The 23,804-nt window shown below is 71.6% G+C and carries 21 protein-coding genes; 13 read left to right on the forward strand and 8 right to left on the reverse strand.

Features of this window, described 5'->3' with window-relative positions; translation table 11 throughout:
- Window positions 1–27 precede the first annotated feature (27 nt).
- Window positions 28–1,161, reverse strand: coding sequence for a sensor histidine kinase (locus tag AB0I71_RS23160; RefSeq protein ID WP_357587853.1), 1,134 nt, complete (start codon window positions 1,159–1,161; stop codon window positions 28–30).
- A gap of 178 nt (window positions 1,162–1,339) precedes the next feature.
- Between AB0I71_RS23160 and AB0I71_RS23165 the strand changes: the two genes are divergently transcribed.
- From AB0I71_RS23165 to AB0I71_RS23175, 3 genes are all read left to right on the forward strand, one after another.
- Window positions 1,340–1,762 (forward strand): nitroreductase family protein, encoded by a 423-nt coding sequence (locus tag AB0I71_RS23165; protein WP_357587855.1) that lies wholly within the window; start codon window positions 1,340–1,342, stop codon window positions 1,760–1,762.
- 192 nt (window positions 1,763–1,954) lie between these two features.
- Complete coding sequence (locus AB0I71_RS23170; RefSeq protein ID WP_357587857.1) at window positions 1,955–2,377, forward strand: OsmC family protein; 423 nt, start codon at window positions 1,955–1,957, stop codon at window positions 2,375–2,377.
- A gap of 101 nt (window positions 2,378–2,478) precedes the next feature.
- Complete coding sequence (locus tag AB0I71_RS23175) at window positions 2,479–5,346, forward strand: AAA family ATPase (protein ID WP_357587859.1); 2,868 nt, start codon at window positions 2,479–2,481, stop codon at window positions 5,344–5,346.
- Between the two features lie 164 nt (window positions 5,347–5,510).
- On the opposite strand, the gene AB0I71_RS23180 is transcribed toward AB0I71_RS23175, so the two are convergent.
- From AB0I71_RS23180 to AB0I71_RS23195, 4 genes are read right to left on the reverse strand one after another with little or no spacing between them, the layout of a single operon-like run.
- A complete protein-coding gene (locus AB0I71_RS23180) occupies window positions 5,511–6,737 on the reverse strand; it encodes an ABC transporter permease (protein WP_357587861.1) in 1,227 nt (408 codons plus the stop codon).
- Between the two features lies 1 nt (window position 6,738).
- Entirely contained in the window at window positions 6,739–7,422 is a 684-nt protein-coding gene (locus AB0I71_RS23185; protein ID WP_357587906.1) for an ABC transporter ATP-binding protein, read from the reverse strand.
- Between the two features lie 8 nt (window positions 7,423–7,430).
- Window positions 7,431–8,507 (reverse strand): peptidoglycan-binding protein, encoded by a 1,077-nt coding sequence (locus tag AB0I71_RS23190; protein WP_357587863.1) that lies wholly within the window; start codon window positions 8,505–8,507, stop codon window positions 7,431–7,433.
- Window positions 8,504–9,034, reverse strand: coding sequence for a hypothetical protein (locus AB0I71_RS23195; protein ID WP_357587865.1), 531 nt, complete (start codon window positions 9,032–9,034; stop codon window positions 8,504–8,506). The genes AB0I71_RS23190 and AB0I71_RS23195 overlap by 4 nt, the downstream gene beginning before the upstream one ends.
- Before the next feature lie 129 nt (window positions 9,035–9,163).
- Between AB0I71_RS23195 and AB0I71_RS23200 the strand changes: the two genes are divergently transcribed.
- Both AB0I71_RS23200 and AB0I71_RS23205 read left to right on the forward strand, forming a co-directional pair.
- Window positions 9,164–9,820 carry a response regulator transcription factor gene (locus AB0I71_RS23200; RefSeq protein ID WP_357587867.1) on the forward strand — a complete coding sequence of 219 codons (657 nt, stop codon included), beginning with the start codon at window positions 9,164–9,166 and terminating at the stop codon, window positions 9,818–9,820.
- The gene (locus AB0I71_RS23205; RefSeq protein WP_357587869.1) at window positions 9,817–10,986 is read left to right on the forward strand and encodes a HAMP domain-containing sensor histidine kinase; all 1,170 of its coding nucleotides are present in this window, start codon (window positions 9,817–9,819) and stop codon (window positions 10,984–10,986) included. The genes AB0I71_RS23200 and AB0I71_RS23205 overlap by 4 nt, the downstream gene beginning before the upstream one ends.
- 108 nt (window positions 10,987–11,094) lie before the next feature.
- Here AB0I71_RS23205 and AB0I71_RS23210 read toward each other — a convergent pair whose 3' ends face one another.
- Both AB0I71_RS23210 and AB0I71_RS23215 read right to left on the reverse strand, forming a co-directional pair.
- Complete coding sequence (locus AB0I71_RS23210; RefSeq protein WP_357587871.1) at window positions 11,095–12,039, reverse strand: FAD-dependent oxidoreductase; 945 nt, start codon at window positions 12,037–12,039, stop codon at window positions 11,095–11,097.
- A 9-nt stretch (window positions 12,040–12,048) separates the two neighbouring features.
- Complete coding sequence (locus AB0I71_RS23215; protein WP_357587873.1) at window positions 12,049–13,167, reverse strand: bifunctional NAD(P)H-dependent oxidoreductase/GNAT family N-acetyltransferase; 1,119 nt, start codon at window positions 13,165–13,167, stop codon at window positions 12,049–12,051.
- Between the two features lie 57 nt (window positions 13,168–13,224).
- On the opposite strand from AB0I71_RS23215, the gene AB0I71_RS23220 reads away from it, so the two are divergent.
- Together AB0I71_RS23220 and AB0I71_RS23225 are read left to right on the forward strand one after the other, a co-directional pair.
- Window positions 13,225–13,674: a MarR family transcriptional regulator gene (locus tag AB0I71_RS23220; RefSeq protein WP_357587875.1), complete on the forward strand. Its 450-nt coding sequence runs from the start codon at window positions 13,225–13,227 to the stop codon at window positions 13,672–13,674.
- A 172-nt stretch (window positions 13,675–13,846) separates the two neighbouring features.
- Complete coding sequence (locus AB0I71_RS23225) at window positions 13,847–14,344, forward strand: VOC family protein (RefSeq protein WP_357587877.1); 498 nt, start codon at window positions 13,847–13,849, stop codon at window positions 14,342–14,344.
- A 38-nt stretch (window positions 14,345–14,382) separates the two neighbouring features.
- On the opposite strand, the gene AB0I71_RS23230 is transcribed toward AB0I71_RS23225, so the two are convergent.
- Window positions 14,383–15,849: a hypothetical protein gene (locus tag AB0I71_RS23230; RefSeq protein WP_357587879.1), complete on the reverse strand. Its 1,467-nt coding sequence runs from the start codon at window positions 15,847–15,849 to the stop codon at window positions 14,383–14,385.
- 433 nt (window positions 15,850–16,282) lie between these two features.
- Here AB0I71_RS23230 and argS point away from each other — a divergent pair, with 433 nt between their 5' ends.
- The 6 genes from argS (at window position 16,283) to AB0I71_RS23260 (ending at window position 23,797) form a co-directional block, all read left to right on the forward strand.
- Window positions 16,283–18,013, forward strand: coding sequence for an arginine--tRNA ligase (gene argS / locus AB0I71_RS23235; protein WP_357587881.1), 1,731 nt, complete (start codon window positions 16,283–16,285; stop codon window positions 18,011–18,013).
- A 227-nt stretch (window positions 18,014–18,240) separates the two neighbouring features.
- Window positions 18,241–18,858, forward strand: a complete 618-nt coding sequence (locus AB0I71_RS23240; RefSeq protein WP_357587883.1) for a DUF6624 domain-containing protein — start codon at window positions 18,241–18,243, stop codon at window positions 18,856–18,858.
- Between the two features lie 174 nt (window positions 18,859–19,032).
- Complete coding sequence (locus AB0I71_RS23245) at window positions 19,033–20,487, forward strand: glycoside hydrolase family 43 protein (RefSeq protein WP_357587885.1); 1,455 nt, start codon at window positions 19,033–19,035, stop codon at window positions 20,485–20,487.
- Between the two features lie 354 nt (window positions 20,488–20,841).
- Window positions 20,842–21,975, forward strand: coding sequence for a cupin domain-containing protein (locus tag AB0I71_RS23250; RefSeq protein ID WP_357587887.1), 1,134 nt, complete (start codon window positions 20,842–20,844; stop codon window positions 21,973–21,975).
- A gap of 64 nt (window positions 21,976–22,039) precedes the next feature.
- Entirely contained in the window at window positions 22,040–22,267 is a 228-nt protein-coding gene (locus AB0I71_RS23255; RefSeq protein WP_210823144.1) for a potassium transporter TrkA, read from the forward strand.
- Window positions 22,268–22,318: 51 nt separating this feature from the next.
- Window positions 22,319–23,797 (forward strand): cation:proton antiporter, encoded by a 1,479-nt coding sequence (locus AB0I71_RS23260; RefSeq protein WP_357587890.1) that lies wholly within the window; start codon window positions 22,319–22,321, stop codon window positions 23,795–23,797.
- Window positions 23,798–23,804 lie beyond the last annotated feature (7 nt).

Here is a 23,804-nt window from a genome sequence, read left to right on the forward strand (position 1 = left end):
AGTTGGTCGCCGCCTCGGCGCGTCGGCTCACGCCGCAGCCGTGCGCGGCAGTGTCGCGGTGACCGTCCAGCCGCGGTCGAGGTTCGGCCCGGCGTCGACCGAGCCGCCCAGCAGGTGGGCCCGCTCCCGCATCCCGATCAGCCCGAAGCCGGTGGGCCCGAACCCGCGTGAGCTCGGCCCCTCCCCGTCGTCGCTCACCCGTAGCTGCACCAGCTCGTCGTCGCAGGCGACCCGCACGATGATGCGCGTGGCGTGTCGCGCGTGCCGGCGGGCGTTGGTGACCGACTCCTGGGCCAGTCGGTAGATCGCGGTGGCCACCGGGGCCGGTAACCCGTCGAGGTCGCCGACCAGGTCCACCTCGACCGGTGGGCCGTGAGCGGCGCCGCTGGCCAGATGTTCGAGGTCGGCGATGCGGGGAGCCGGCGTCCGGTCGGCCGGCTCGTCGCGGCGTAACACCCGCACCATCGCGCGCATCTCGACAAGCGCCCGACTCGCCTCGGCCTCGATGATCCGCAGCGCGTCGGCGGCAGCGGCGGGTTGCGTGTCGAGCACGGCCAGCCCGGCCTGGGCCCGGATCGCCATCGCGGACACGTGATGGGCGACCGTGTCGTGCAGGTCGCGGGCCAGCCGCTCCCGCTCCAGCAGCTTGACCTGCTCGAACTCGCGTTGCCGGGCTCGTGCCCGGTAGCGCAGCGCGGCTCCCAGGGCCAGCGCGGCCGAGACCACCGCGGCCCCGGCCAGCGCGTCGCCCGGACCGAGGTGACCTGCCGACGTCGACAGCGCGATCTTCGCGGCGACGATGGCCGCTCCGAAGACGGCCTCGCGTCCCGAGCCCCACCGCGACAGCGAGAACACCAGGATCAGCAGGAAGGCCAGCGTGTGCAGGTTGAGGTCGCCGCCCACCAAGGCCTCGCCGGCGGCGCAGACCGGGAAGGCGACCGCGGCCATGAGCAGCGGCCTGGTCCGTCGCCAGAGCAGCACCGGGGCCAGGCCGACTCCGATCAGGACCGGCACGAGCGTCGGTGCCGGCAGGTCCGACCGCACGAGCCCTTCCAGCAGGGCTGTCGTCGCGAACAGGGCAACCAGCAGCCAGTCCCGCCATCCGCGCGGCGGACCGGCCGGGCGTGGCTCATGCCACCACGATCGCAGCAGCTCACGCACTCCCCGATCGTACGGGCGGCCGAACCTTGACCACCAGCGTCGCTTCGCGTCTGTCGAGTCAGCGCACCGAGCGGGACCGGCTTGTCCGGGCTGGCTGGCTGTGGTCGGTAGCGGCGGCTGGTGGCACTGGCTGGATCTGGTGGCGGTCAGGCCACGGTGGCAGGATCGCCCCTTCACGATGCAGAACGCGCCCCTCGTGGTCGTACCGCTCGCGCACAAGGCGGCCTACCTCGCCCGGTACGCCGAGGCCGACAAGGGCTGGGCCGATCGGTCCGAGGCCCGCTGGCCGGCACCCTGCTGGTACGTCGACACCGGTATGGCGGCGCTGATGATGCTGCTCACGGCCGTCGACGAAGGCCTGGACGCCTGCTTCTTCGGCATCATGCCGGCAACCGGTGAGGACTTCCGACCGGAGGTCGACGTTCCGGCGCACACGGCCGCCTTCAAGGCGGAGTTCGGCATCCCCGACGAGTACGCACCGATCGGCGGTATCTGTGTCGGCTACCGAGCCGACGACCTCCCGCCGCGGAACCCGGCCGTCGCCGCGCGTCGCCGGGACGCCAGCGCGGTCATCCACCGTGGCCAGTGGGGAACCACCTGACCCACCGGCAGAGCAGCACTGGGTCACTCGGTCAGATCCGCAACTGTCGACGACGGCACCGCCGTCGACCTGCCGGACCGGGTTGCCCGCGCCGGCCCGATCGGACCGGGGTCCGCCAGCAGGTCCAATGGCCCTGCCAAGCGCGCCCGCCCAGGGCTGGGATGGAGGGGAGACGTACCGCGAGGAGGGGCCATGACAGCCAGGAACACCGGAGTCGGCCTGGACCCGATCGACGTGCGGTTCCGCGCCGGGGAAGCGTACGAGATCAGGGTCCGCGATCACCGGCTGCTCGCCGACCAACCGGTCGACGCGGGCGGTGCCGACACCGCACCCAGTCCCACGGAGCTGTTCGCCGCCTCGCTCGCCGCCTGCGTCGCGTACTACGCCGGGCGTTACCTCAGCCGGCACGGGTACGACCGCACCGGGCTGGCGGTGACCGCGTCGTTCGAGATGGCCACCGACCGACCGGCCCGGGTCGCCGCCATCCGGATCACCGTACGGCCGCCGACGGACCTGCCGCCGGACAGGTGGCCCGCGTTGCGGGCCGTGGCGAGCCACTGCACCGTACACAACACGCTGCTCAGCACGCCGCAGATCGAGGTCGACATCGAGTGAACCGGCGACGGCCGGCCCGGCCGACGACCCCGAAAACGATCAGGCCGATAGTTGATGGTCACCGATGGCTGTCGCTGTGACACTCCCCGTGGGGAGGCGAGATGACGGCCAGCCGAGAGGTGGGATTCGAACACGATCCGGTGCTGGTGGGCCGGGTAGCCGAGCTGAAGGCGCTGGATCGAGCGGTGGCCACCGTGCTCACCGGACGATCCGTGGCGGTTGAGGTGTGCGGCGAGGCGGGCCTCGGCAAGACGCGGATTCTCCGTGAGCTGGCACGGCGGGCCGCCGACGCCGGGCTGCTGGTCCGCGTCGGCCGGGCCACCCAGTACGAGCAGGGGGTGCCCTTCGGGATCTACGCCGACATGGTGGAACCAGGCAGCAGCGGGCCGGGCGAGGTGGCGCAGCCCTCCATGCCGGCGGTGGTGCGACGGATGCTCGCCCAGGCACCGGCACCCGGTGCCGCGCTGCTGCTGGACGACGTGCACTGGGCCGACTCGGCGTCGCTGGAGCTGACCGAGCATCTGATCGGCAAACCCCCGCCGGTGCCGATGCTGCTCGCGGTGGCGTTCCGCAGCGCCTGCCCACCGGCGAGGCTGGTCAACGCCATCGCGCGGCTCGGCCCGGCGGCCACCCTCATCGACCTGCCACCCCTGGACGAGGCCAGTCTCGACGTGCTGCTGGCCGGCGTGCCACGTCGCCGCCGGGAGCTGATCATGCGGGCCAGTCTCGGCAACCCGTTGTACATCCAGGCGCTGTGTCGGCTGGCCGACGACGAACTGGACGGTCTGGCGACACTGGCCCGGCGGCGCGATCCGGTCGACGCCGACTGCCTCGCCGGATCGCGACGGTCCGTGCTGGCCGGACTGGCTGCGGAGATCACCGCCCAGCAGCTGCCCGTGCAGCGGGTGGCTCACATCGCCGCGGTGGTCGGTGACCACACCACGATCGACCTCGTCGGACACGTGTCCGGCCTGCCGGTGCCCGTGGTCACCGCAGCGGTCGACCAGCTCGGACGGCTCGGGCTGCTCGACGCGGACGGCGGTCGGTTGCGCTACCGGCACCCGCTGATGCGGGCCTCGGCGTACGCGTTGACCGGCGCGGCCTGGCGGTTCGAAGCGCACACCCGCACCGCCGGCTACCTGCGCGGCCGGCGGGCGTCCCGGCAACTGGTGGCCCACCACACGGAACGCTCCGCCCGCCACGGCGACGAGACCGCGGTGGCCACGTTGGTCGAGGCGGGTGTCGCGTTCGCGCACGAAGCACCCGCTCAGGCGGCCCGCTGGCTCGGTACCGCGCTGCGCATCATGCCGGACACCGGTCCACATGACGAGCGGCGTGCCGAGGTGGCGATGTGGTACGCCCGTGCCCTCGGCCGCAGCGGTGAACTGGCCCGCAGCCGCGAGGTGCTCCAGCGGCTGCGCCGCGCCGGAGGTCCGGTACAGACCCGGGCCGAGACGTTCAGTGTGGCGGTGGCCCGGCAGCTCGGCGACTTCGCCGAGGCGGCCGCGACGCTCGGCGCACAACTCGGTCGGGGCGGGCTCGACCCGGTCGAGGAGGCGAAGCTGCACGTGGAACTGGCGGCTGTGGACGCGTTCCGGGAGGAGCCGATCTCGGCGGTGCACCATGCGCAGCGGGCACTGGAACTGTTGGACGAGCGTCGCTCGGTGCTCGTGGCGGCGGCCCGGACGTTGCGGGCGCTCGCCACGCTGTACCTCGGCAGCGCCCGGTCCGCGCGCGAACAGCTCGCTGCCGCCGTCGTCGCCGTGGACGCCACAAGCGACGCGGACCTGCGCCCCTACGTCGAGATCGTCTCACCGCTGGCGCTGGTGGAGATCCAGTTGGGCAACTTCACCGACGCCGACCGGCACCTCACCCGGGCGAGACGGATCCTGGACGGCCTCGGACCGAGCAGCGCCTCGCCGTACCTGCTCGTGATGGAGTCTCTGGTGCACACCCGCGCTGGTCGGCTCACCCGTGCGGTGCTGGCCGCGGAGGAGGCGCAACTGGCCGCCGAGCGGGTGGGCAGTACGGAGATGGGTGCGATGGCGGCGGCGGTCCGCCTGCGCCCGGTGCTGTGGACCGCCGGCCCGGCCGCGGCCCTCGCCACCGCCGGTCTGGCCGCCCCCGGCCTGAACCGTGACGGCCTGAACCGTGACGGCCGGAACGGCGACGGGCCTGACCCGGTGGCCGGGCCGCCACGGTCCCGGGCGTGGTGGCGGATCAACCGGGTGGAGCTGGCCCTGGCCCGGGCGGTCGCGGGTGACTGGGGTGGTTGTGCCGACCTGCTCGCCGAGCCGGCGACACCGCCGTCGAGGCACCCACCGGTGCTGGTGGCGCGGGATCTGGTCGCGGCCGTCGCCGCCGTCGGGCGGGGTGACCATGCCACGGCCACCGAGGTCGGTGAGCGGGCGGAGCGACGGGCCACGGCCGCCGGCCTGCCGTACGAGGTCGGACTGTCCCGGTTCGCGCGGGCGTTCACCGCCTACCGGATGGAGGGACCGGACCGGGCGACGCGGCTGGCCGAGGACGCGGCGGCCAGCTTCGTCGCGGCCGGTACGCCGATGGAGGAGGCGTTGTCCCATCACCTCGCCGGTGCCGCGTACCTCGTCGCTGGCCGGCACGGCCCCGGCGCCGCGGCGTTCGACCGTGCCGAGACCGGTTACCGGGCCTGCGGCGCCGGGTGGGCCGCAGCCGTGCTCGCCGGCCACCGTGCCGCTGGCCCGACCCGCCCCGCGCGCTCGCCTGGCGATGCCGTCCTCACCGCCCGGGAGCGGGAGATCGCCGGCTTGGCGACGACCGGCCTGAGCAACAAGGAGATCGCCGCGCGGCTCTATCTCAGCCCACGGACCATCGAGTCCCACCTGAACCGGGTCTTCGCCAAGCTTCAGGTCCGCTCCCGCACCGCGATGGCCCGCCGGCTCACCGAGGACGTCGGCGACCACGGGCCACAGGCGTGGCCGCCTGCCTAGTTTCACGGATCCACCCCAACGCCCGCGGCTACCGGGCGATGGCTGAACGTCTGCGGCAGGTGCTGAGCAGCACCCTGTGACGGTGACGCCGCAGGTGCCCGGAAGCAGACCCGGGCACCTGCGGCGTCGACAGTGGTGCGGAGGCGGCCCGGTGGACGACCGGCTCAGGTCGTCGCCAGGGCCTCGGTGGGGGAGAGGCGGGAGGCGCGGACCGCCGGGTACAGGCCGGCGAGGCCGCCGATGAGCAGCGTCGCGAGCACACCGCCGGTGGTCGCCCACGCCGGCACCACCGTCGGCCAGCCCTGGGAGAGCGCGTACCCGGCGGTCACCAGGATGCCCAGCAGCACTCCACCGGCTCCGCCGAGGGCCGACAGCAGCAGCGATTCGGCGAGGAACTGGGTGCGTATCTGCCCCCGGGTAGCACCGAGCGAGCGGCGTAGTCCGATCTCCGATCGCCGCTCCAGGACTGAAATGACCATGGTGTTGGCCACCCCGACGCCACCGACGAGCAGGGCGACCGCGCCCAGTCCGAGCAGCAGCGCGGTGAACGTCTCGTCGGTGGCCTGAGCCGCGGCCAACGCGTCCGAGGGGCGGGAGACGTCGACCTCGTTCGGCGCCTCCGGGTTGGCGGTCGCCCCGAGCACCGCTCGGACCGCCTCGACCTGGTCGGCTTCGGCTCGGGTGTAGACGGTGGTCGGGTGACCGTCGAAGCCCAGGTGGTTCGCGGCGACGGCCCAGCCGACCAGGGCGGAGTTGTCCAGCTCCGGTGCCAGCGGTGCCGGAGCGAGGATGCCCACCACGGTGAACCAGCGACCACCGAGCCACACCTGCACGTCCGGCCCGGCGACACCGAGCCCGAGCCGTTCGGCGGTGGTCGCGCCGAGCACCACCGCCGGGTACCGGGCGGTGGCCTCGTTGAGCCAGGTACCACTGGCCACTTCGGCGCCGACGGTGTCCAGGAGTCCGAGCTGCGTCGCCCGCACGGCAACGCCACCGGTCTCCGCCTGCGGGATGTGGTCGGTGCGGTAGACCTTCGCGTCGGCGACCTGACCGGTGGCAGCCACCTGGGTCACCGGACCGATCCGGCCGATCATCGCCACCGACTCGTCGGGCAGTCTGGCGTCGGCGCCGAAGATGGTCCGGCCCGGCGACACGGTGAGCAGGTTGGTGCCGAGCGCGGCCAGGGTGCGGTCCAGTTCGGCACGCGAGGACGACGAGATGCCGACCACGGAGATCATGGCCGCGATGCCGATGGCGATGCCCAGCGCGGAGAGGAACGCCCGCAGCGGGCGGGTCCGGAGCCCGACCCCACCCACCCGGACCACATCGGCGGTCGGCATCCGGGCTGGAGTGAGCCGGTCGGTCGATCGGTTCTCGAACGTCATGGACATGTCAGCTCACCCCGCTCGACACGAGCCGCGAGTCCGCGCGGATCCGCCCGTCACGCATCCGCACCTGCCGTGGCAGGGCTGCGGCGATCTCCCGGTCGTGGGTGATCACGACAACCGTGGTCCCGGCCCGGTGCAGCTCGTACAGCAGGTCGAGCACGGCCGCCCCGGAGCCGGTGTCGAGGTTGCCGGTCGGCTCGTCGGCAAGCAGTACGGCGGGCTCGCCGACGACCGCACGAGCCACCGCGACCCGCTGCCGTTCGCCGCCGGAGAGTTCGTGCGGCCGGTGCCCGAGCCGGTGCCCGAGACCGACCCGGTCCAGTGCGGCCTCCGCACGCCGCCGCCGCTCCCGACGAGGTACGCCGGCATAGAGCAGTCCGTCCGCCACGTTGTCCACCACCGGTACGCCGGGGGCCAGGTGAAACTGCTGGAACACGAAGCCGATCCGGGTGGCGCGCAGCGCGGAGAGCCGCCGGTCGGACAGCCGCGCCACGTCGTGACCGTCGATCACCACCGTGCCCGAGGTCGGCTGGTCCAGCGTGCCGATCACGTTGAGCATCGTCGACTTGCCGGAGCCGGAGGGACCGACGATCGCCACCAACTCGCCGTACCCGATGCGCAGCGACACGTCGGCGAGCGCGACCACCGCGCCGGCGTACCGCTTGCCGACCTGGTCGAGCACGACCACGTCGCCGCTCACCGGGGCATCCCGACGGTGGTGCCCTCGGCGATCCCGTCGCCGCTGACCTCGACCCTGCCGTCGGCGAACAGCCCGGTGGTCACCGCGACGATCCGGCTGGACCCCTCGTCGAGGACCTCCAGCCCGTAGCCGCCCTCGGCGAGCGCCAACAGCGCGGCCACCGGTACGGTCAGCACGTCCGTGCGCTCGCTGGCGGTGAAGGTGATCTCGGCGGACGCCCGGTCGAACCCGGCCAGCGCCTTCTGGTCATCGACCGCGACTGTCACCTCGATTCTCGTCTCGGCGCCGGTGTCACCACCGGCGTCCGCCGACCCGTTACGGATCACCGTCTCGACCCTGTCGACCTTCCCCGCCACCGGTCGGCCGTCGGGCAGGGTGACCTGCACCGCCGTGCCACGTTCGGCCAGACGTCTGTCGTCGACGTCGAGTTCGACGGTGATCAGCCGGCGGGTGCCGGTGTAGGTGAGCACCGCCTGCCCCGGCTGGACGGCCGCGCCCACCTCCAACTGGTGACCCTCCACCCGGACGGCGCCGTCGGCGAACTCGATGCGGCCCAGCTCGACGCGACCGGTCTCCGGCACACCGAGGTCCTCCTGCCAGGCACGGACCGCCTCGGCGGTGGCCCAGGTGTACGCGTCGTCGACGGTGAAGCCGGAGTAGCCGAGTGCCTCCAGGTTCCGTTCCAGCTGCCGGACGTCGGAACCCTCGACGCCGGGTTGCAGCGTCCGGTAGGCGGGCAGCCGCCCGTACAGCAGAACCACCGGATCGTTGTCGACGGCGTAGAGGGTCTTCCCCCGTGCCACGGTCGTGCCGGTGTCGGCCAGTGCGGTGAGCGTGCCGGGCAGCCGGCTGGTCGCGGTCCGGCTGGGCCCGTAGCCCAGTTCGCCATCGACGGTCTCGCCGTCGGCGAGGGTCTGCCGGGTGACGGTGGCGCTGCCGGGCGTCCCGGTGCGGGCCTCGGCGGAGTCGTCGCCGGAGCCGCCACCGAAGCCGACCGCGGCGGCCACGCCGGCCCCGGCGACGAGGACCAGCGCCACACCACCGGCGGCGGGCAGGCGGGTACGGCGGGTCACCGGCCGCCCCCGAACTGCGGGGCGTGCTGACGGCACGCCTCCAGGGCGGAGCGGAACGCCGGATCGTCCGGGTCGATCCGCAGGGCGTCCCGCTGGATCTGGATCCGGCCGTCCGCTGCCGGGTCCGGGAAGTCCGGCACCCCGTTCTCGCGCATGCACCGGGCCATCACCCGCATCTGCTCGAGCTGCTCGGCGTCGAGTTGCGCCGCCTGCCCACCGTTGGGCAGCAACTGGCGGCACTTCTCCATGCCGGCCTCGACCTGCTTCGGGTCGACGTCGCCGTCGAACCGGAACATCGGTCCGTTGCCGCTTTCCGGGTCGGGCATCTCCACCCCGTTGTCCCGCATGCATCGGGCGAACTCCAGCCGTCGCTCGGCGTCACTGCCGTCAGCGCCGCTGGCCGAGGCGGAGGCGGTCGCGCCGGCGCCGCCGGCCGTGGCCACCCCGGCCCGGTCATCGTCCTGGCCGGCGCAGCCGGCCAGGACCAGGATCAGCAGCACGGGAAGCGTTAGCGTGCTCCGTCGCATCGTCGGTGTCCTTTCCGGTGTCCGGCGACTGTCGCCGGACACCGGACCAGTGCATGCGACGCGGCGTATCGCGGGCGTAACCGATCACGTTTACGGCGGCGTTATCTCCGGTCGCGGCACCATGGACCGGTGCGAGTGCTGGTGGTCGAGGATGAGGACGTGTTGGCTGACGCCATCGCGGAGTGGCTGCGCCGGGAGGCGTTCGCGGTCGACGTGGCGTACGACGGTGACGCCGCGCTGGAACGGCTCGGAGTCAACGAGTACACGGTGGTGGTGCTCGACCGGGACCTTCCGGTGGTGCACGGCGACGACGTGTGCCGGGCGATCGTCGACTCCGGGGGCGACACCCGGGTGCTGATGCTCACCGCGGCCGCGGCGGTGCGTGACCGGGTGGCCGGCCTCGCCCTCGGCGCCGATGACTACCTGGTGAAGCCGTTCGCGCTTGTGGAACTGGCCGCTCGGGTGCACGCGCTGACCCGGCGGGCCCGGCCCGCCGCACCACCGACGTTGCGCCGGGCCGGCATCGTGGTGGACCCGGGACGCCGCGAGGTGCACCGCGACGGCCGGTACGTGCCGCTGTCGCGCAAGGAGTTCGCCGTGCTGGCCGAGTTGCTACGGGCCGACGGCGCGGTGGTCTCCGCCGAGGAGCTGCTGGAGCGGGCGTGGGACGAGCACATCGACCCGTTCACGAACGTGGTCCGGGTCACCGTGATGAAGCTGCGGCGCAAGCTCGGCGACCCGCCGGTGATCGAGACCGTGCCGGGCGCGGGGTACGCGATCCGGTGAAGCGGCTGACTCTGCGGGCCCGCCTCACCCTGGTCTACGGCGGTCTCTTCCTGCTCGCCGGCATCGTCCTGCTCGGCGTCACGTACGTGCTCGTGGACCAGCGGATGCCGCAGCCGATGCGCGCCGAGTTGCCGGACCGCGCCACGGTGGTGACCCGGATCCCGACGTCGATGGAGGATCTCGACAAGATCCGCATGCTGATCCAGGACGTGCAGAGCGAGGCGAAGCGCAACGCCCTGGAGTCGCTGCTCACCCAGGGGGGCATCGCGCTGGTGGTGGTCTCGGCGGCGGCCGTGGCGATCGGTTGGCTGGTCGCCGGCCGGGCGCTGCAACCGCTGCACCAGATCACCGGCACGGCCCGCCGGATCGCCGGCGCCGGCTCCGCCGGGCGTGGTTTGCACGAGCGGATCGCGTTGACCGGTCCCCGCGACGAGGTACGGGAGCTGGCCGACACGTTCGACCAGATGCTGGAGCGGCTGGACCGGTCCTTCGACGGGCAACGACGGTTCGTGGCGAACGCCTCCCACGAGCTGCGTACGCCGCTGGCGCTGAACCGGGCGCTTGTGGAGCTGGCGGTCAGCCGGCCGGACGCCCCGGCCGAGGTGCGTCGCCTCGGCGAGGCGTTGCTGTCGGTGAACGAGCGGCACGAACGGCTGATCGACGGTCTGCTCACCCTCGCCGACTCGGAGAGCGAGGTGGCCGAGCGTGCGGCTGTCGACCTCGCCGAGATCGCCGCCCATGTGGTCGAGCAGGCGGCGCCCGCGTACCCAGGTGTTCCGGTGCGCCGTTCGTTGGAACCGGCCCCCACGGTCGGCGACCCGGTGCTGCTGGAGCGGCTCACCTTCAACCTGGTGGAGAACGCGTTGCGGCACAACGTGCCGGCGGACGGCTGGGTGCGGGTGCGTACCGGACAGGTGGACGGGCGTCCCACGCTGATCGTGGTCAACAGCGGTCCGGTGATCCCGAGTTACGACGTGGAGACGATGTTCCAGCCGTTCCGGCGGCTCAACCGGGAGCGGGTGGCCGGCACCAGGGGCTTCGGGCTCGGGCTGTCGATCGTGCGGGCGGTGGCCCGGGCACACGGCGGCACCGCCGAGGCCGAACCACGCCCCGACGGCGGGCTGACCGTCACCGTGACGCTGCCGCCGTCCGTACCGTCCGGGTGACGCGGCCGCTGGTGTGCCTGAACAAGCACGGCGCGGCGTTCCTACCGGTCGCCGCCTGCGGCGCCGACACGGTGACCTCGCTGCGGCGACCGTCTCGCGGGTGTCAGGTCAGCGCAACCCGGACACCAGGTGGGCCACGTCCTCGGCGCAGCCGTAGGAGAGCGTCACGCCGGCACCGCCGTGACCGTAGCAGTGCACCACCGGACCACGAGCGGTGACGTCGACCTCCAGCCGTACGCTCGGGCGACCTGGTCGCAGGCCGACCCGGTGGCCGAGGACGCGTGCGTCGCGCAGCGCCGGTACCAGCTCGGCGCAGCGGTCGAGGATGCGGCCGGCCGTGTCCGCCCGCACGGTCAGGTCCTCGTCGCCGTCGTCGGCGGTGCCGCCGAGCAGCACCGTGTCGCCCCTGGGTACGACATAGCGCAGGTGCTCGGGATCGGACTGGTCGAGCAACCACTCGCGTAAGCCGAACTGGGCGACGACGACCACCTGTCCCCGCACCGGGGTGAGGTGGATGTCGCCGACCAGTTCCCTGGACCCCAGCCCGGTGCAGTTGACCACGGCGTCCACGCCCACGAAGGCGTCGGCGAGTTCGTCGTACCGCCCGGTGCGCAGCGCCACCCCGGCGGCGGTCAACTCGCCGAGCAGCCAGGGCAGGTGCACCGCCATGTCCGCCACCGGGACGGTCAGCTCGAAACCGTCGGCATAACCGGTCGGCAGTCGTTCGGCGGTGATCCGGGCCAGTTCGGGCACCGCCTCCCGCCACCAAGGGTCGGTGGTGGGCCGGCGGAACAGCTCCCGCCCGAGGCGCATCCGGACGCCGGTGCGCGGATCGGCGGCCAGGCTACGCAGGGTCGCGTAGGTGACCGCTGACCAGCGGGTCACGTCCGCCGCCGGATAGGCGCGGTAGGGATACCAGAGCGCTGCGGCGACAGCCGACGTCGTGTCGTCGCCCACCCGGGCGGCGACCACGTCGACGTCATGACCGTCCCGGGCCAGGCGCAGTGCGCTGGTCAGACCGACGACACCGGCACCGACCACCCTGACCCTCATGCCTGGAGATCACACCACACCGGCACCGTGGTGGACAGCGCTGGTCAGCTGGCCGGGGAGTGGCTTGGACAGGTGCACGCTGTCCGGTGGGGTGTCGTCGGTCGCGGTGCGGGTGTAGCCGGCGCGCTCGTACAGGCTGATGTTGCGGGTGCTGCGGTGGCCGGTGAACAGGGTGTAGTGCGTGGTCCCCTCGGGAGCCTGTCCTTCGGCGTACGACAGCAGCCAGGAGCCGATCCCGTTGCCCGCCTGGTCGGGCGCCACCATCAGGCGACCGATCAGCCAGGCTCGCTGGTGCGCCCGGGCACGCACCGCCGCGACGAGGCGGCCGTCGCGGCGTACGCACCACCACCGCCACGTCGTCATCGACGCCCGCAGGTCATCGAGGGTCTCCCGGAGCGGCGCCAGGTCGAGGGTGTCGTTGGCGATGGCCTCCTGGACCCAGCAGCACCGCTGAAGGACGAGCAACTCCGCCATGTCGTCGGCCCGGGCCTCGCGAAGCGTGAGACCGGCGACCGGTCCGTCGGCGTCTGTCGGGTCGTTCCCGACGCGCAGGGGACGCAGCGCGCGGCCCACCCGGCTCAGCTCGACCAGCAGCGCGCGGGCGGCGCCGTCGAGCGCTGCGGATCCGGCCACCCGACCGTCGTGGACGCTGTCCGCGATGCGCAGGGCGACAGTCGCGCCGATCGGCATCATCCGCAGCGTCGTGACGACCTGCTTCGCCATCTGCGCCGACCGGGTGCCGGCGGAGGTGTTGCCGTAACTGACGAAGGCCACCGGCTTCCATGCCCACTCGTGGTAGAGGAAGTCGAAGGCGTTCTTCAGCACCGCTGGCATGCCGAAGTTGTACTCGGGCGTCACCACCACGAAGGCGTCGGCGGCAGCGACGGTGCGGCTCCACCGGCGGGTGTGCTCGTGCTGGTAACTGCCGCTGGCGGGATGCTCGGGTTCGTCGAGCAACGGCAGCGCGATGTCGGCCAGGTCGGCGACGTCGACAGTGACCGCGTCGGACGCGGCGTCCGGCCGGACGGTCCGGACGAACCAGTCGGTGATCGCGGGCCCGAGCCGGCCGGGACGGCTGCTGGCGGTGATGACGAGGACCCGGAGGTCGTTCGTAGCGCTCGATGACATGTCAACGACCCTAGGCGGAGTTTCGGTGACGTGTCAACAACATGTAGGGTGGCTGACATGGACACCGCCTGGCTGGGTGCGGACGAGGAGCAGGCGTGGCGGGCCTTCCGGCGGCTGCTGATCGCCCTGCCCGCCCGGATCGCCCGGGACCTGGCCCGCGACTCGGGACTGTCCGCCGCGGACTACGAGGTGCTGAGCACGCTGTCGGAGAAGCCCGACCGCCGATGGGCGCTCCGGGAGTTGGCCGCCAAGATGGAGTGGTCGCGCAGCCGCCTGTCCCACCACGCCGCGCGGATGCAGGCACGGGGACTCATCGACAAGGAGCCGGATCCGCAGGACGCCCGTGGTTGTCTGCTGCACCTGACCGACGACGGTTTCGCCGTCCTCGAACAGGCGGCCCCGCACCACGTCGTCTCGGTGCGATCCCGCTTCCTGGAGCACGTGAGTGCCGATGAACTCTCGATGCTGCGCGAGATCTCGACCCGGATCGCCGACCTACCCGACTGAGCGCGCCGCAGGCAGCTCTTCGCGACGGGGCGGGCATACCACCGTGAGGTGGATCGGCGGCGTGGTGATCACCCGGCCGCCCGAAGGTGGCGGTTGGTGGCCGCGCCGCACCACCATTGCCGGTGGGTGCCGACGTCGGCGCCCACCGGAGAGGTACAGGGGAGTGGCAGAGGTGAGTTCATCCGAGAAGTCCACGTCGACGGTCCGCCAACTGCGGCTGGTGGTGCAGGCTGACGACTACGACGCGGCGGTGCGGTTCTATCGCGACGTGCTCGGGCTGCCCGAGCAGGCCGCGTTCTCCGGCGCGGACGACGCCCAGGTGGTGATCCTGGACGCCGGGCGGGCCACGCTGGAGATCGCCAACCCGGCGCAGAAGCGCATGATCGACGACGTCGAGGTGGGACGGCAGGTCGCCCCGCGCATCCGGGTGGCGTTCGAGGTGGACGACACCGCGGCGACCACCGACCGGCTGGTGGCCGGCGGCGCCGAACAGGTGGCACCGCCCACCATCACGCCGTGGCACTCGGTGAACGCCCGCCTCGACGCCCCGGCCGATCTGCACATCACCGTGTTCCAGGAACTGCGTACCCTCGACGAGCGGGCCGCACTCGACGGGTTCGGCACCGATGCGGCGGGACCGCCACCGTCGGGTGACGACGCGGGCCGGTGATCGCGGGCGTCGGAATGGCCGACACCGAGTGTGCCGCGTCAGCCGGCGGACGGCTTCGGGGTGCCGCAGAGCTTGGTGCCGGGCGGGGTGATCTCCTCGTCGCTGTGGATGACGTACGGTGGCGGCCCCAGCTTGCCGGACGGATCGATCGGCTTGACGTTGATCAGACTGAGGAACTTGTTGATCACGTTCACCACCGGGGCCAGGATGGTGTAGCCGACACCGTACGAGGCCCGGACGCCGATCCCCACACCGCGGCAGACCGCCAGCGGTGCGCCGAGCGCCGATCCGATTGTCGTCCCGTAGGCGGTGGACACCTCGAAGAACAGGCCGGCCTTGAGCACGAACGCGCTGAAGCCGACGTCGAACCGGACCTGATGCTCGATGAGCAGACCCATCACCCCGACCGGAACACCACGCAAGGAGTTGATCAGACTCTCCTTGCGCTTGAAGTTCTTGCTGACCTGCGGGCCGAACGTGCCGTTGGCGTAGCCGTAGCCGAGCGAGCCGGCGAGGGAGAACTCCCCCTTGCCCTTGATCGTTCCCACCTTCGCGCCGAACGCGGTGGTGACCTTCACCGTCTGGCTGATGGTCAGCGCCAGCGGTACGCCGAGCACGGTGCCCAACGGAATGCTGAAGTCCACCGGGATGGGGAGCACCGTCTTGATGTTCTGCCCGTCCCGGAGACCTGCCTCGAACGAGTAGCGGATGCCGAAGCCGCCGCTGATCGAGAGTTCCGCCCGGGTCACCGACCCGCCGTTGATCTTCAGGTGGAAGTCCGCCTCCGGCTTGGCGAAGGTCAGCGCGGCCCGCCCGGACAACTTCGTACCGTTGCGGTGGTAGTGGAAGCTGACCTCCGCGCCACCGTTGAGGCTGACCCCGGTGGAGAAGTTGGCGACGACCGACTTGACCTCGCCGCCGCCTCGGACCGGTGGCGGCTGGTTCGGCCTGGGCGGCGGCGGGGCGAGCCGCAGCGGCCCGGCGCGGCCGGCGCGGCCGGACGGGCTGGCGCCCAGGGCTGCGGCCTCCTCCTCGGACATCGCCCAGATCGGCTCGCCGGCCTGGTAGACGACCGGGTTCTCGATGGCGATGCCGCGCTGTTCGAGGGTGCCGTCGCGGATCACGTCGGTGACGGTGACCGGACCTATCGTGACGAGCAGGTCGCCCCCGTCGCGCTGGAGGTCGAGCACCCGGCCGACGCCACGGCCGGTGACGAACATGACCTTCCCGGGCCCCAGGTCGTCGGCACCGGGCGCGTCACCGTCGAGCCGCCAGGTCAACCCGTCGGCGGTGACCGACCGGACCGAGCGGCCGCCACCGCCGACGAGGACCACGTCGGGTTGGTACGTCAGGTCGGGATGGGGCACCGGCGCCATGCCGTAGCGCAGCGCGGATTCGCTGTACGGATCCTCGTCGACTCCAGGGTCGCCCGGCGAACCGCCGGAGCAGCCCGTCGCGGTCAGGGCGAGGACCACGGTGAGGACAGCCGAGACAACCTTGCGCACCGGGACTCCTCGTCGGATCGGGACGGTGCCACCCGCCGGCACCCCGGCACCGGACCTGCGGCGTCCGGGCCGGTCAGACCAGCTCGGACCAGGTACGGGCCACACGATCGACCCTAGACAGCGTCCGCCGCGAGGGAATCAGGGCTTTCCCCACCGCTCGACGGCGACGAGCGCGCTGCCGGCCCGGACGCACGGACCTGACCCACGTCCGCACCGGATGGCGCGTACACTTCCGGAATCTGGCCGCGCTCGGATCGCGGCCCGGCGTTCGAGGCGGTGGAGATGGATCGGGTGCTCGGCACCGTCCGCCGCTCGCGCCTGCGACGACGATAGTCGTCCGGCTCACCCGCGCGTTCCTTCCGTCGTGCCCGCACCTGCCGTGCGGCCGGCACGCCTCGTGACGATCCCGTTCATCCCATCCCAGGGAGTACCCGTGACCGTGCCCTCGCTGGCCTCGTCGTTGTCCGACTCCGTCACCGCCGCCGTGGCCCGCCTGGGGATGGCGGACCTCGCGCCGCAGATCCGCCGCTCCGAGCACGCCGACTTTCAGGCCGACGGCGTGCTGGCGGCGGCGCGGACGCTGCGCCGCAACCCCCGGGAGGTCGCGGCGGAGGTGGTCGCGGGCCTGCCCGACGACGGTCTGGTGGCCAGCGCGGGTGTGGCCGGACCGGGCTTCGTCAACATCGACCTGACCGACCATGCGCTGCTGGTTCAGCTCGCCGGCCGGTTGAGCGATGAAAGGCTCGGCGTCGGCACCCCCGAGGTGGGTGTCACCACCGTGATCGACTACTCCCAGCCGAACATCGCCAAGGAGATGCACGTCGGGCACCTCCGTTCCACAATCATCGGCGACGCGCTGGTGCGGATCCTGGAACACCTCGGCGGCACCGTCGTGCGGCGCAATCACATCGGCGACTGGGGAACCCAGTTCGGCATGCTCATCCAGTACCAGGTCGAGCACCCTGATCCGTCGGCGTCCGGCGACGCCGCCACCATGCAGCGGCTGGCCACGCTCTACCGGCGGGCCCGGGCGGAGTTCGACACCGACTCCGCGTTCGCCGACCGGGCCCGGCTGCGGGTGGTCGCGTTGCAGGCCGGCGACCCGAGCACGGTGGCCGCTTGGCGGGACATGGTCGCCGAGTCGACCCGCTACTTCACCGACGTCTACGACCGACTGGGCGTGCGGCTGACCGATGCGGACGCGGTGGGGGAGAGCGCCTACAACTCCGCGCTGCCCGGGGTCGCCGACGAACTTGAACGCCGCGAGGTCGCCGTGATCAGCGATGGCGCGCTCTGCGTCTTCTTCGACGACCTCCGCGGCCCCGACGGCGAGCCGACGCCGCTGATCGTACGCAAGCGGGACGGTGGTTTCGGCTACGCCGCGACCGACCTGGCCGCGCTGCGGCAGCGCGTCTCCGAGTTGCACGCCGACCGACTGCTGTACGTGGTCGACGCCCGGCAGGCCCTGCACTTCCGGATGGTCTTCGACACCGCGCGGCGGGCCGGATGGCTGCCGGCGACCGTGCCCGCCGTGCACGTCGCGTTCGGTACCGTCCTCGGCTCGGACGGGCGACCGTTCAAGACCCGCTCCGGCGACACCGTCCGCCTTGTCGACCTGCTCACCGAGGCGGTCGATCAGGCCCGGGAGGTGGTCGCGGCGAAGAATCCCGGGCTGACCGGGGCGGCCCTGGACGAGCGGGCACGGCAGGTAGGCATCGGCGCGGTGAAGTACGCCGACCTGGCCACCAACCGGGCCCGCGACTACACCTACGAGCCGCGACGGATGCTGGCGCTGGCCGGCAACACCGGCGTGTACCTCCAGTACGCGCACGCCCGCGTTCGTTCCATTCTGGACCGTGCCGACGGTGCCGACGTGGTCGTCGACCCGAGCGCTGCGCTGGAGCCGGCCGAGCGGGCGCTGATCCTCGACCTCGACGCGTTCGCCGACACCCTCGCCGAGGTGGTCGCCGGTCACGAGCCGCACCGCCTCTGCGGCTATCTGTACCGGCTGGCGCAGACCTTCACCGCGTTCTACGAGCACTGCCCGGTGCTGCGCGCCACCGGACCACAGCGCGCCAACCGCCTCGCCCTGTGCCACCTCACCGGCGACACCCTCCGTACCGGCCTGCACCTGCTCGGCATCTCCGCCCCCGACCACCTGTAACCGCCGCTGTGCTCGCCGGCTCGCCCGCCCCGTTGATCAAGAAGTTTTCGTCTTGGCGCGAGCGTGCCGGTGACGAAAACTTCTTGATCAACGCTGGGGGATGGCCCGGGGGTCAGGCCGGTTCGGGGGCAGCAGTCTGGAGGTCGCGTTGGGTAAGGTGCCGGCGTCGGACCCACACGTCGGCGGCGGGGGTGCTCATGAGAGTCCTACGACGAGTGTCGCTGCCGATGATCGTCCTGACGGCTCTGACGAGCTGCTCCTCCTCGCCTCGCTCCGCCGAGCCGTCCGGGTCGCCGGTGCCGCCGAGCCAATCGCTGTCCACGACCGCCCAGCCGGCCGTGACGTTCGACCAGGCGCTGCACGACGAACTGGTCGGGATGTTCGAACGTGACCAGGCGGAGCTGAATGGCCGTCCTCAGGCCGATACCGCCGAGCAGCGCATCGCCCGGTTGAAGGAGATCATCCGAGAGTACGGTTGGCCGACCTTCGACCTTGTCGGCAAGGACGGCGAGAACGCGGCATGGGTGATCGCCCAGCACGCCGACCTCGATCCCGCCTTTCAACAGGAGGCGCTCGAACTGCTGCGCGCGGCTGTCGCGGGCGGTCAGGCGTCGCCCGGCAATCTCGCGTACCTCGAGGATCGGGTAGCCGTCGCGAAGGGTGAGCCGCAGGCGTACGGGACGCAGATGCGGTGCGGTACGGACGGGCCGGTCCCCGCCACCCCGATCCGGGACGAGGCCGGTGTCGACAAGCGACGAGCGGAGGCAGGTCTGCCACGGCTGGCCGCCTACCTGCGCGAGATGGCGACGATCTGCGCCGAGGCAGCCGACCAGCCGCCGGACTGATGACGGGACGCGGTCAAGGGCTGCCCGTCGGCGCGTGCCAGAGCCGGTAGCCGTCTTGACGGTCGTCGATCCAAGGCGGAGACTGCGTAACACCCCCGAAACAGTAACCAGGGCCGCCTCGGCGCGGGTGATGTTAGCGCTAACGTCGGCCGGGCCGGACGGACGGAGAGCCGCATGTCCAGAGTCCTGACCAGGGTGAGCGCCCTGCTCGCCGCGCTGTGCCTGCTGTTGCTGCCGGCGGCGCAGGCACCGCGTGCCGAGGCCGCCGCGCTCGACCCGTTCACCGGATATCTGATGGCGCACTTCACCGGCGAGTCGGCCACCGGCGAGCAGGTCTACTTCGCCCACAGCCGGGACGGGTTGACCTGGCGCGACCTGAACAACGGCTCACCCGTGCTGCTGTCCACGATCGGCACCCGCGGAGTACGCGATCCCTCAATCGTCCGGTCGCCCTCCGGGGACCGGTACTGGATCGTCGCCACCGATCTGCGGATCGCCAGCGGCACCTCGTGGAGTGACGCGGCGAACCGGGGCAGCAGGTCGCTTGTGGTGTGGGAGTCCCGCGACCTGGTGAACTGGTCCGCGCCGTGGCTGATCAACGTCGCGGGTGCCATCCCCGGCGCCGGCAACGCCTGGGCGCCGGAAGCCATCTACAACCAGGCGACCGGTGACTACGTCGTCTACTGGGCGACGAACTCCCTGCGCGACGGCGTGACCAAGCACCGCATCTGGTACGTGCGCACCAGCGACTTCCGCAGCTTCACCGCGCCCCAGCTCTACATCGAACGCCCCGGCGGTGGCCAGGGGATCATCGACACCCAGATCGTCGAGGTGCCCGGTGCGGTCGGTGGATACCGCTACTACCGGGCGTCGGCCGACGGGCACATCACCATCGAGGCCAGCAACTCGATCCTCGGCTCGTGGACGATGCTGGGCAACCTGTCGCACCTCGGCATCTCCAACGGCACCGGCGGCGGCAACGTGGTCGAGGGGCCGATGTGGATGCAGTTCAACGGACGCAACGAGTGGGCGCTCTGGCTCGACCAGTACGCCACCGGGCGCGGCTACCTGCCGGTCACCTCCACCAACCTGGGCAGCGTCAACAACTTCCGGACCCGGTCGGACTACAACCTGGGCGGCACCCGCAAACGGCACGGCTCGATCCTGAACCTGACCGCCGCCGAGGAAAGTGCCGTGCTGGGGCGCTGGGGTGCCACCACCCCGGTCAACCGGATTCAGGCGTACACCCATCAGGACCGGTACGTGCGGCACGCCAACTACGACGTACGCATCGACGCGAACGTCAACCCGGCTTCCGACGCCCAGTTCCGGGTGGTGCCCGGGCTGGCCGACGCCAGCGGGGTGTCGTTCGAATCGGTCAACTACCCCGGCCACTACCTGCGGCACTACGGCTTCGACTTCGTGCTGGCGGCCAACGACGCAAGCTCGGTCTTCGCCGCGGACGCCACCTTCCGACAGGTCGCCGGCCTCGGCAACTCCGCCTGGTCGTCGTTCCGGTCGTACAACTATCCCGACCGGTACGTCCGGCACTACAACTACCAGCTGCGGCTCGATCCGGTAACCGACACCCAGGCGCGTAACGACGCCACCTTCCGACTGACCTCGTAGCCGGGACGGCACCGCACCGGGTCGCGCCGCGCGATGTGCAGGCGCGACCCGCGTTCGGCTGAATCGGACAAACCGCTCGCCCCGGGGTGTCGGGGCTGCTGATCGGCCGTCTTCACCCGTCCGCAGCGACGGCGTGGCGGGTTGGCGGCCGGATCGTGGGGCACCCTCGCCGTTTGCGACGCAACGTCCCGGGCATTCCGGGCTGCCGCCGCCAGCCGGCGCGATCACGGGACGGGCCCGGCACGGCGGCGGACCCGGCAGCGGATGGCGCGGCGGCGAGCTTCGGCAGCGCGCCGAGCTTCCCGGCGCGTGGTGCCGTGCGGAGACCGTCTGGAACAGGTGAGGAGTTGACAGGTGGCGAACAGGGACCCCGAACCACGGCGCGGTGACCAGGGGGCTGCCCCGTTCGCCGGCCGCAACGTGGAGCTGGAGCGGCAGAACCCGGACCTGCTGGTGCCGCCCACCACGGACAGCCGGCTCGTACCGAACCTGAAGTTCTCCTTCTCGCAGGCGCACACCCGGGTGGAGAAGGGTGGCTGGACCCGCGAGGTCACCATGCGCGATCTGCCGGTGGCCACCCAGTTGGCCGGGGTGCAGTTCGGCCTGGAGCCCGGCGCGTACCGGGAGATCCACTGGCACCAGGAGTCGGAGTGGGCGTACATGCTTAGCGGTAGCGCCCGGATCAGCGCCGTGGACCACGAGGGGCGCAACTTCATCGAGGACGTCCAGGCCGGTGACCTGTGGTTCTTCCCGCAGGGCATTCCGCACCACATCCAGGCGTTGCAGGACGGCGCGCAGTTCCTGCTGGTCTTCAACGACGGCACCTTCTCGGAGAACAACACCTTCCTGCTCAGCGACTTCTTCGCGCATGTGCCGAAGTCCGTGCTCGCGAAGAACTTCGGGTGGTCGATGGAGCAGCTGGACGACCTGGCCCAGCGGGAGAAGTACATCTTCGCCGGGAACGTCCCGCCGTCGCTGTCGACCGACCGCGTGGTCAGCCCGACCGGAGACGTGCCGCGCAGCTTCAAGCACCGGATGCTCGCCCAGACCCCGCAGCATTTCCGCGGCGGGACCGTACGCATCACCGACTCGACAAACTTCGCCGCCTCGACCACCACCGCCGCCGCCCTCGTCGAGGTCGAACCGGGCGGAATGCGGGAGCTGCACTGGCACCCGACCACCGACGAGTGGCAGTACTACATCTCCGGCCAGGGACGGATGGGCGTCTTCGCCGCCTCGGCCGCCGCCCGTACCTTCGACTTCCAGGCCGGCGACGTCGGCTACGTGCCGTTCGCGTACGGGCACTACATCGAGAACACCGGCGACGAGCCACTGGTGTTCCTGGAGATGTTCCGCCACCCCCGGTTCGAGGACATCTCGGTGATGCAGTGGATGGCCAACACCCCGCACGAGGTCATCTCCGACACCATTGACGTGTCCCGGTCCCTGATCGACGCCCTGCCGCAGAGCAAGCAGGTGGTGATTTAGCCGCGCCGCGCCGGCCGCCTCGTACCATTGCGCAGAGATCGTGGACCGCGCAGCGGGAGGGGCCATGGGCAAAGGGATATACGTGCAGGAACTGCCGGGTATCGGCAAGCGGTACGACGTCGACCTGGGCAGCAACACCCAGCGGATCTCGGTGGTGGTACGCCGGGACGGCAACCGTGACCTGTACGTCTTCGCCGCCGGCAAGGATGACCCGGTGGCCGTGATCGAGATGTCGGAGGAGCAGGCGCGCAAGGTGGGTGCCCTGCTGGCCGGCACGTACTTCTCCGAGTAGTCCCGCCTCGCCCCTTGCGCCTTCGCTCAGTCCGCCTCAGGAGTCCTCACCGTGCATGCTGACCTCGTGGGCTTCGGGGCCCTCGTACTGATCGCGGGCCTGCTGGCCCGCGCGGGTCGCCGGATCAACCTGCCCACCGTGCCGTTCTTCATGCTCGCGGGCATCCTGCTCGGACCCGGGACTCCCGGTCCGGTGCTGATCGCCCATCCCGAGGATCTGAGCCTGCTCGCCTCCCTCGGCCTGGTGCTGCTGCTGTTCCACCTGGGCGTCGAGTTCCCGGTCGACCAGGTGCTCGGCAGCGGCAAACGGCTGTTCGTCGCTGCCGGCGCGTACATCGGCCTCAACGTCGGTGCCGGCCTGGTCTTCGGCCTCGCGCTGGGCTGGGGCGGCTACGAGGCGTTCGTGATCGCCGGGGCACTCGGCATCTCCTCCTCGGCGATCGTGACGAAGCTGCTCATCGAGTTCCGCCGGCTGGCGAACGCGGAGACGCCTGTCATTCTCGGCATCATCGTGATCGAGGACCTGTTCCTCGCGCTGTATCTGGCGCTGCTCTCGCCGCTGCTGTCCGGTGCCGGGTCCGCCGGGGAACTGGCGCTGCGCATCGGCCTGAGCTTCGCCTACCTGGTGGTGCTCTTCGCCGTCGCCCGCTTCGGTGCCCGCCTGGTCGGCAAGGTGATCGACAGCAACGAGGACGAACTGCTGGCCATCCTGATGGTCGGGTTGGTCGTGCTGGTCGCCGGTGTGTCGGCCGAGATCGGCGTCTCCGACGCGATCGGCGCGCTGATGATCGGCCTGGTGGTGGCCCGTACCCCCATCCGGGAACGGGTCGAACGCCTGGTGCTGCCGCTGCGCGACGTCTTCGCAGCCGTGTTCTTCCTGGTGTTCGGGCTGAGCATCGACGTCGGCGACTTCGGCGCGGTGGCGCTGCCGGTGCTACTGGCCGTGCTGATGACCATCGTGACAAACGTTCTGGCCGGCCTGATCGCCGGCCGGCTGTTCGGGCTCAACCAGCGCGGCGCCGCCAACGTCGGCCTTACCGTGCTGGGTCGGGGTGAGTTCTCGCTGATCCTGGCCACGCTCGCCATCGCCGCCGGCCTCGACGGGCGACTCGGCCCGTTCATCGCGCTGTACGTGCTGATCCTGGCCGTGGCGAGCCCGCTGCTCGCGGCGAACTCGCGCTACCTGGCCCGGATCATCCCGGACCGGTTGCTGCACTCCAGTTGGCGATACGTACGCGAGGAGACCATCAGCACCGCCTGCACCCACCTCGACCGGATCCACATCACCGAGTCCGACGCCGAGGCGTGCCCGCAGTGTGTGGAGAGCGGCGACGACTGGGTGCAGTTGCGGATGTGTCTGACCTGCGGCGCGGTGGGCTGTTGCAGCGACTCGGTGAACAACCACGCGGAGGAGCACTACCGGCGGACCGGCCACCCGCTGATCCGGTCGCTGGAGGAGGGCGAGGACTGGCGTTACTGCTACATCGACGGCGCCCTGGTCCGCGAGCCGATGGGTGCCACCCGGGAGTGACGGGCGT

It is taken from the genome of Micromonospora sp. NPDC049891 (genome assembly GCF_040660295.1).
GTDB lineage: Bacteria > Actinomycetota > Actinomycetes > Mycobacteriales > Micromonosporaceae > Micromonospora.

Coding starts and splice junctions, on each gene's coding strand:
- AB0I71_RS23170 (WP_357587857.1), top strand. CDS start 1,955: ATGACAGCCAGGAACACCGGAGTCGGCCTGGACCCGATCGACGTGCGG.
- AB0I71_RS23165 (WP_357587855.1), top strand. CDS start 1,340: ATGCAGAACGCGCCCCTCGTGGTCGTACCGCTCGCGCACAAGGCGGCC.
- AB0I71_RS23240 (WP_357587883.1), top strand. CDS start 18,241: ATGATCGTCCTGACGGCTCTGACGAGCTGCTCCTCCTCGCCTCGCTCC.
- AB0I71_RS23215 (WP_357587873.1), bottom strand. CDS start 13,167: ATGTCATCGAGCGCTACGAACGACCTCCGGGTCCTCGTCATCACCGCC.
- AB0I71_RS23255 (WP_210823144.1), top strand. CDS start 22,040: ATGGGCAAAGGGATATACGTGCAGGAACTGCCGGGTATCGGCAAGCGG.
- AB0I71_RS23195 (WP_357587865.1), bottom strand. CDS start 9,034: ATGCGACGGAGCACGCTAACGCTTCCCGTGCTGCTGATCCTGGTCCTG.
- AB0I71_RS23245 (WP_357587885.1), top strand. CDS start 19,033: ATGTCCAGAGTCCTGACCAGGGTGAGCGCCCTGCTCGCCGCGCTGTGC.
- AB0I71_RS23220 (WP_357587875.1), top strand. CDS start 13,225: ATGGACACCGCCTGGCTGGGTGCGGACGAGGAGCAGGCGTGGCGGGCC.
- AB0I71_RS23210 (WP_357587871.1), bottom strand. CDS start 12,039: ATGAGGGTCAGGGTGGTCGGTGCCGGTGTCGTCGGTCTGACCAGCGCA.
- AB0I71_RS23175 (WP_357587859.1), top strand. CDS start 2,479: ATGACGGCCAGCCGAGAGGTGGGATTCGAACACGATCCGGTGCTGGTG.
- AB0I71_RS23180 (WP_357587861.1), bottom strand. CDS start 6,737: ATGTCCATGACGTTCGAGAACCGATCGACCGACCGGCTCACTCCAGCC.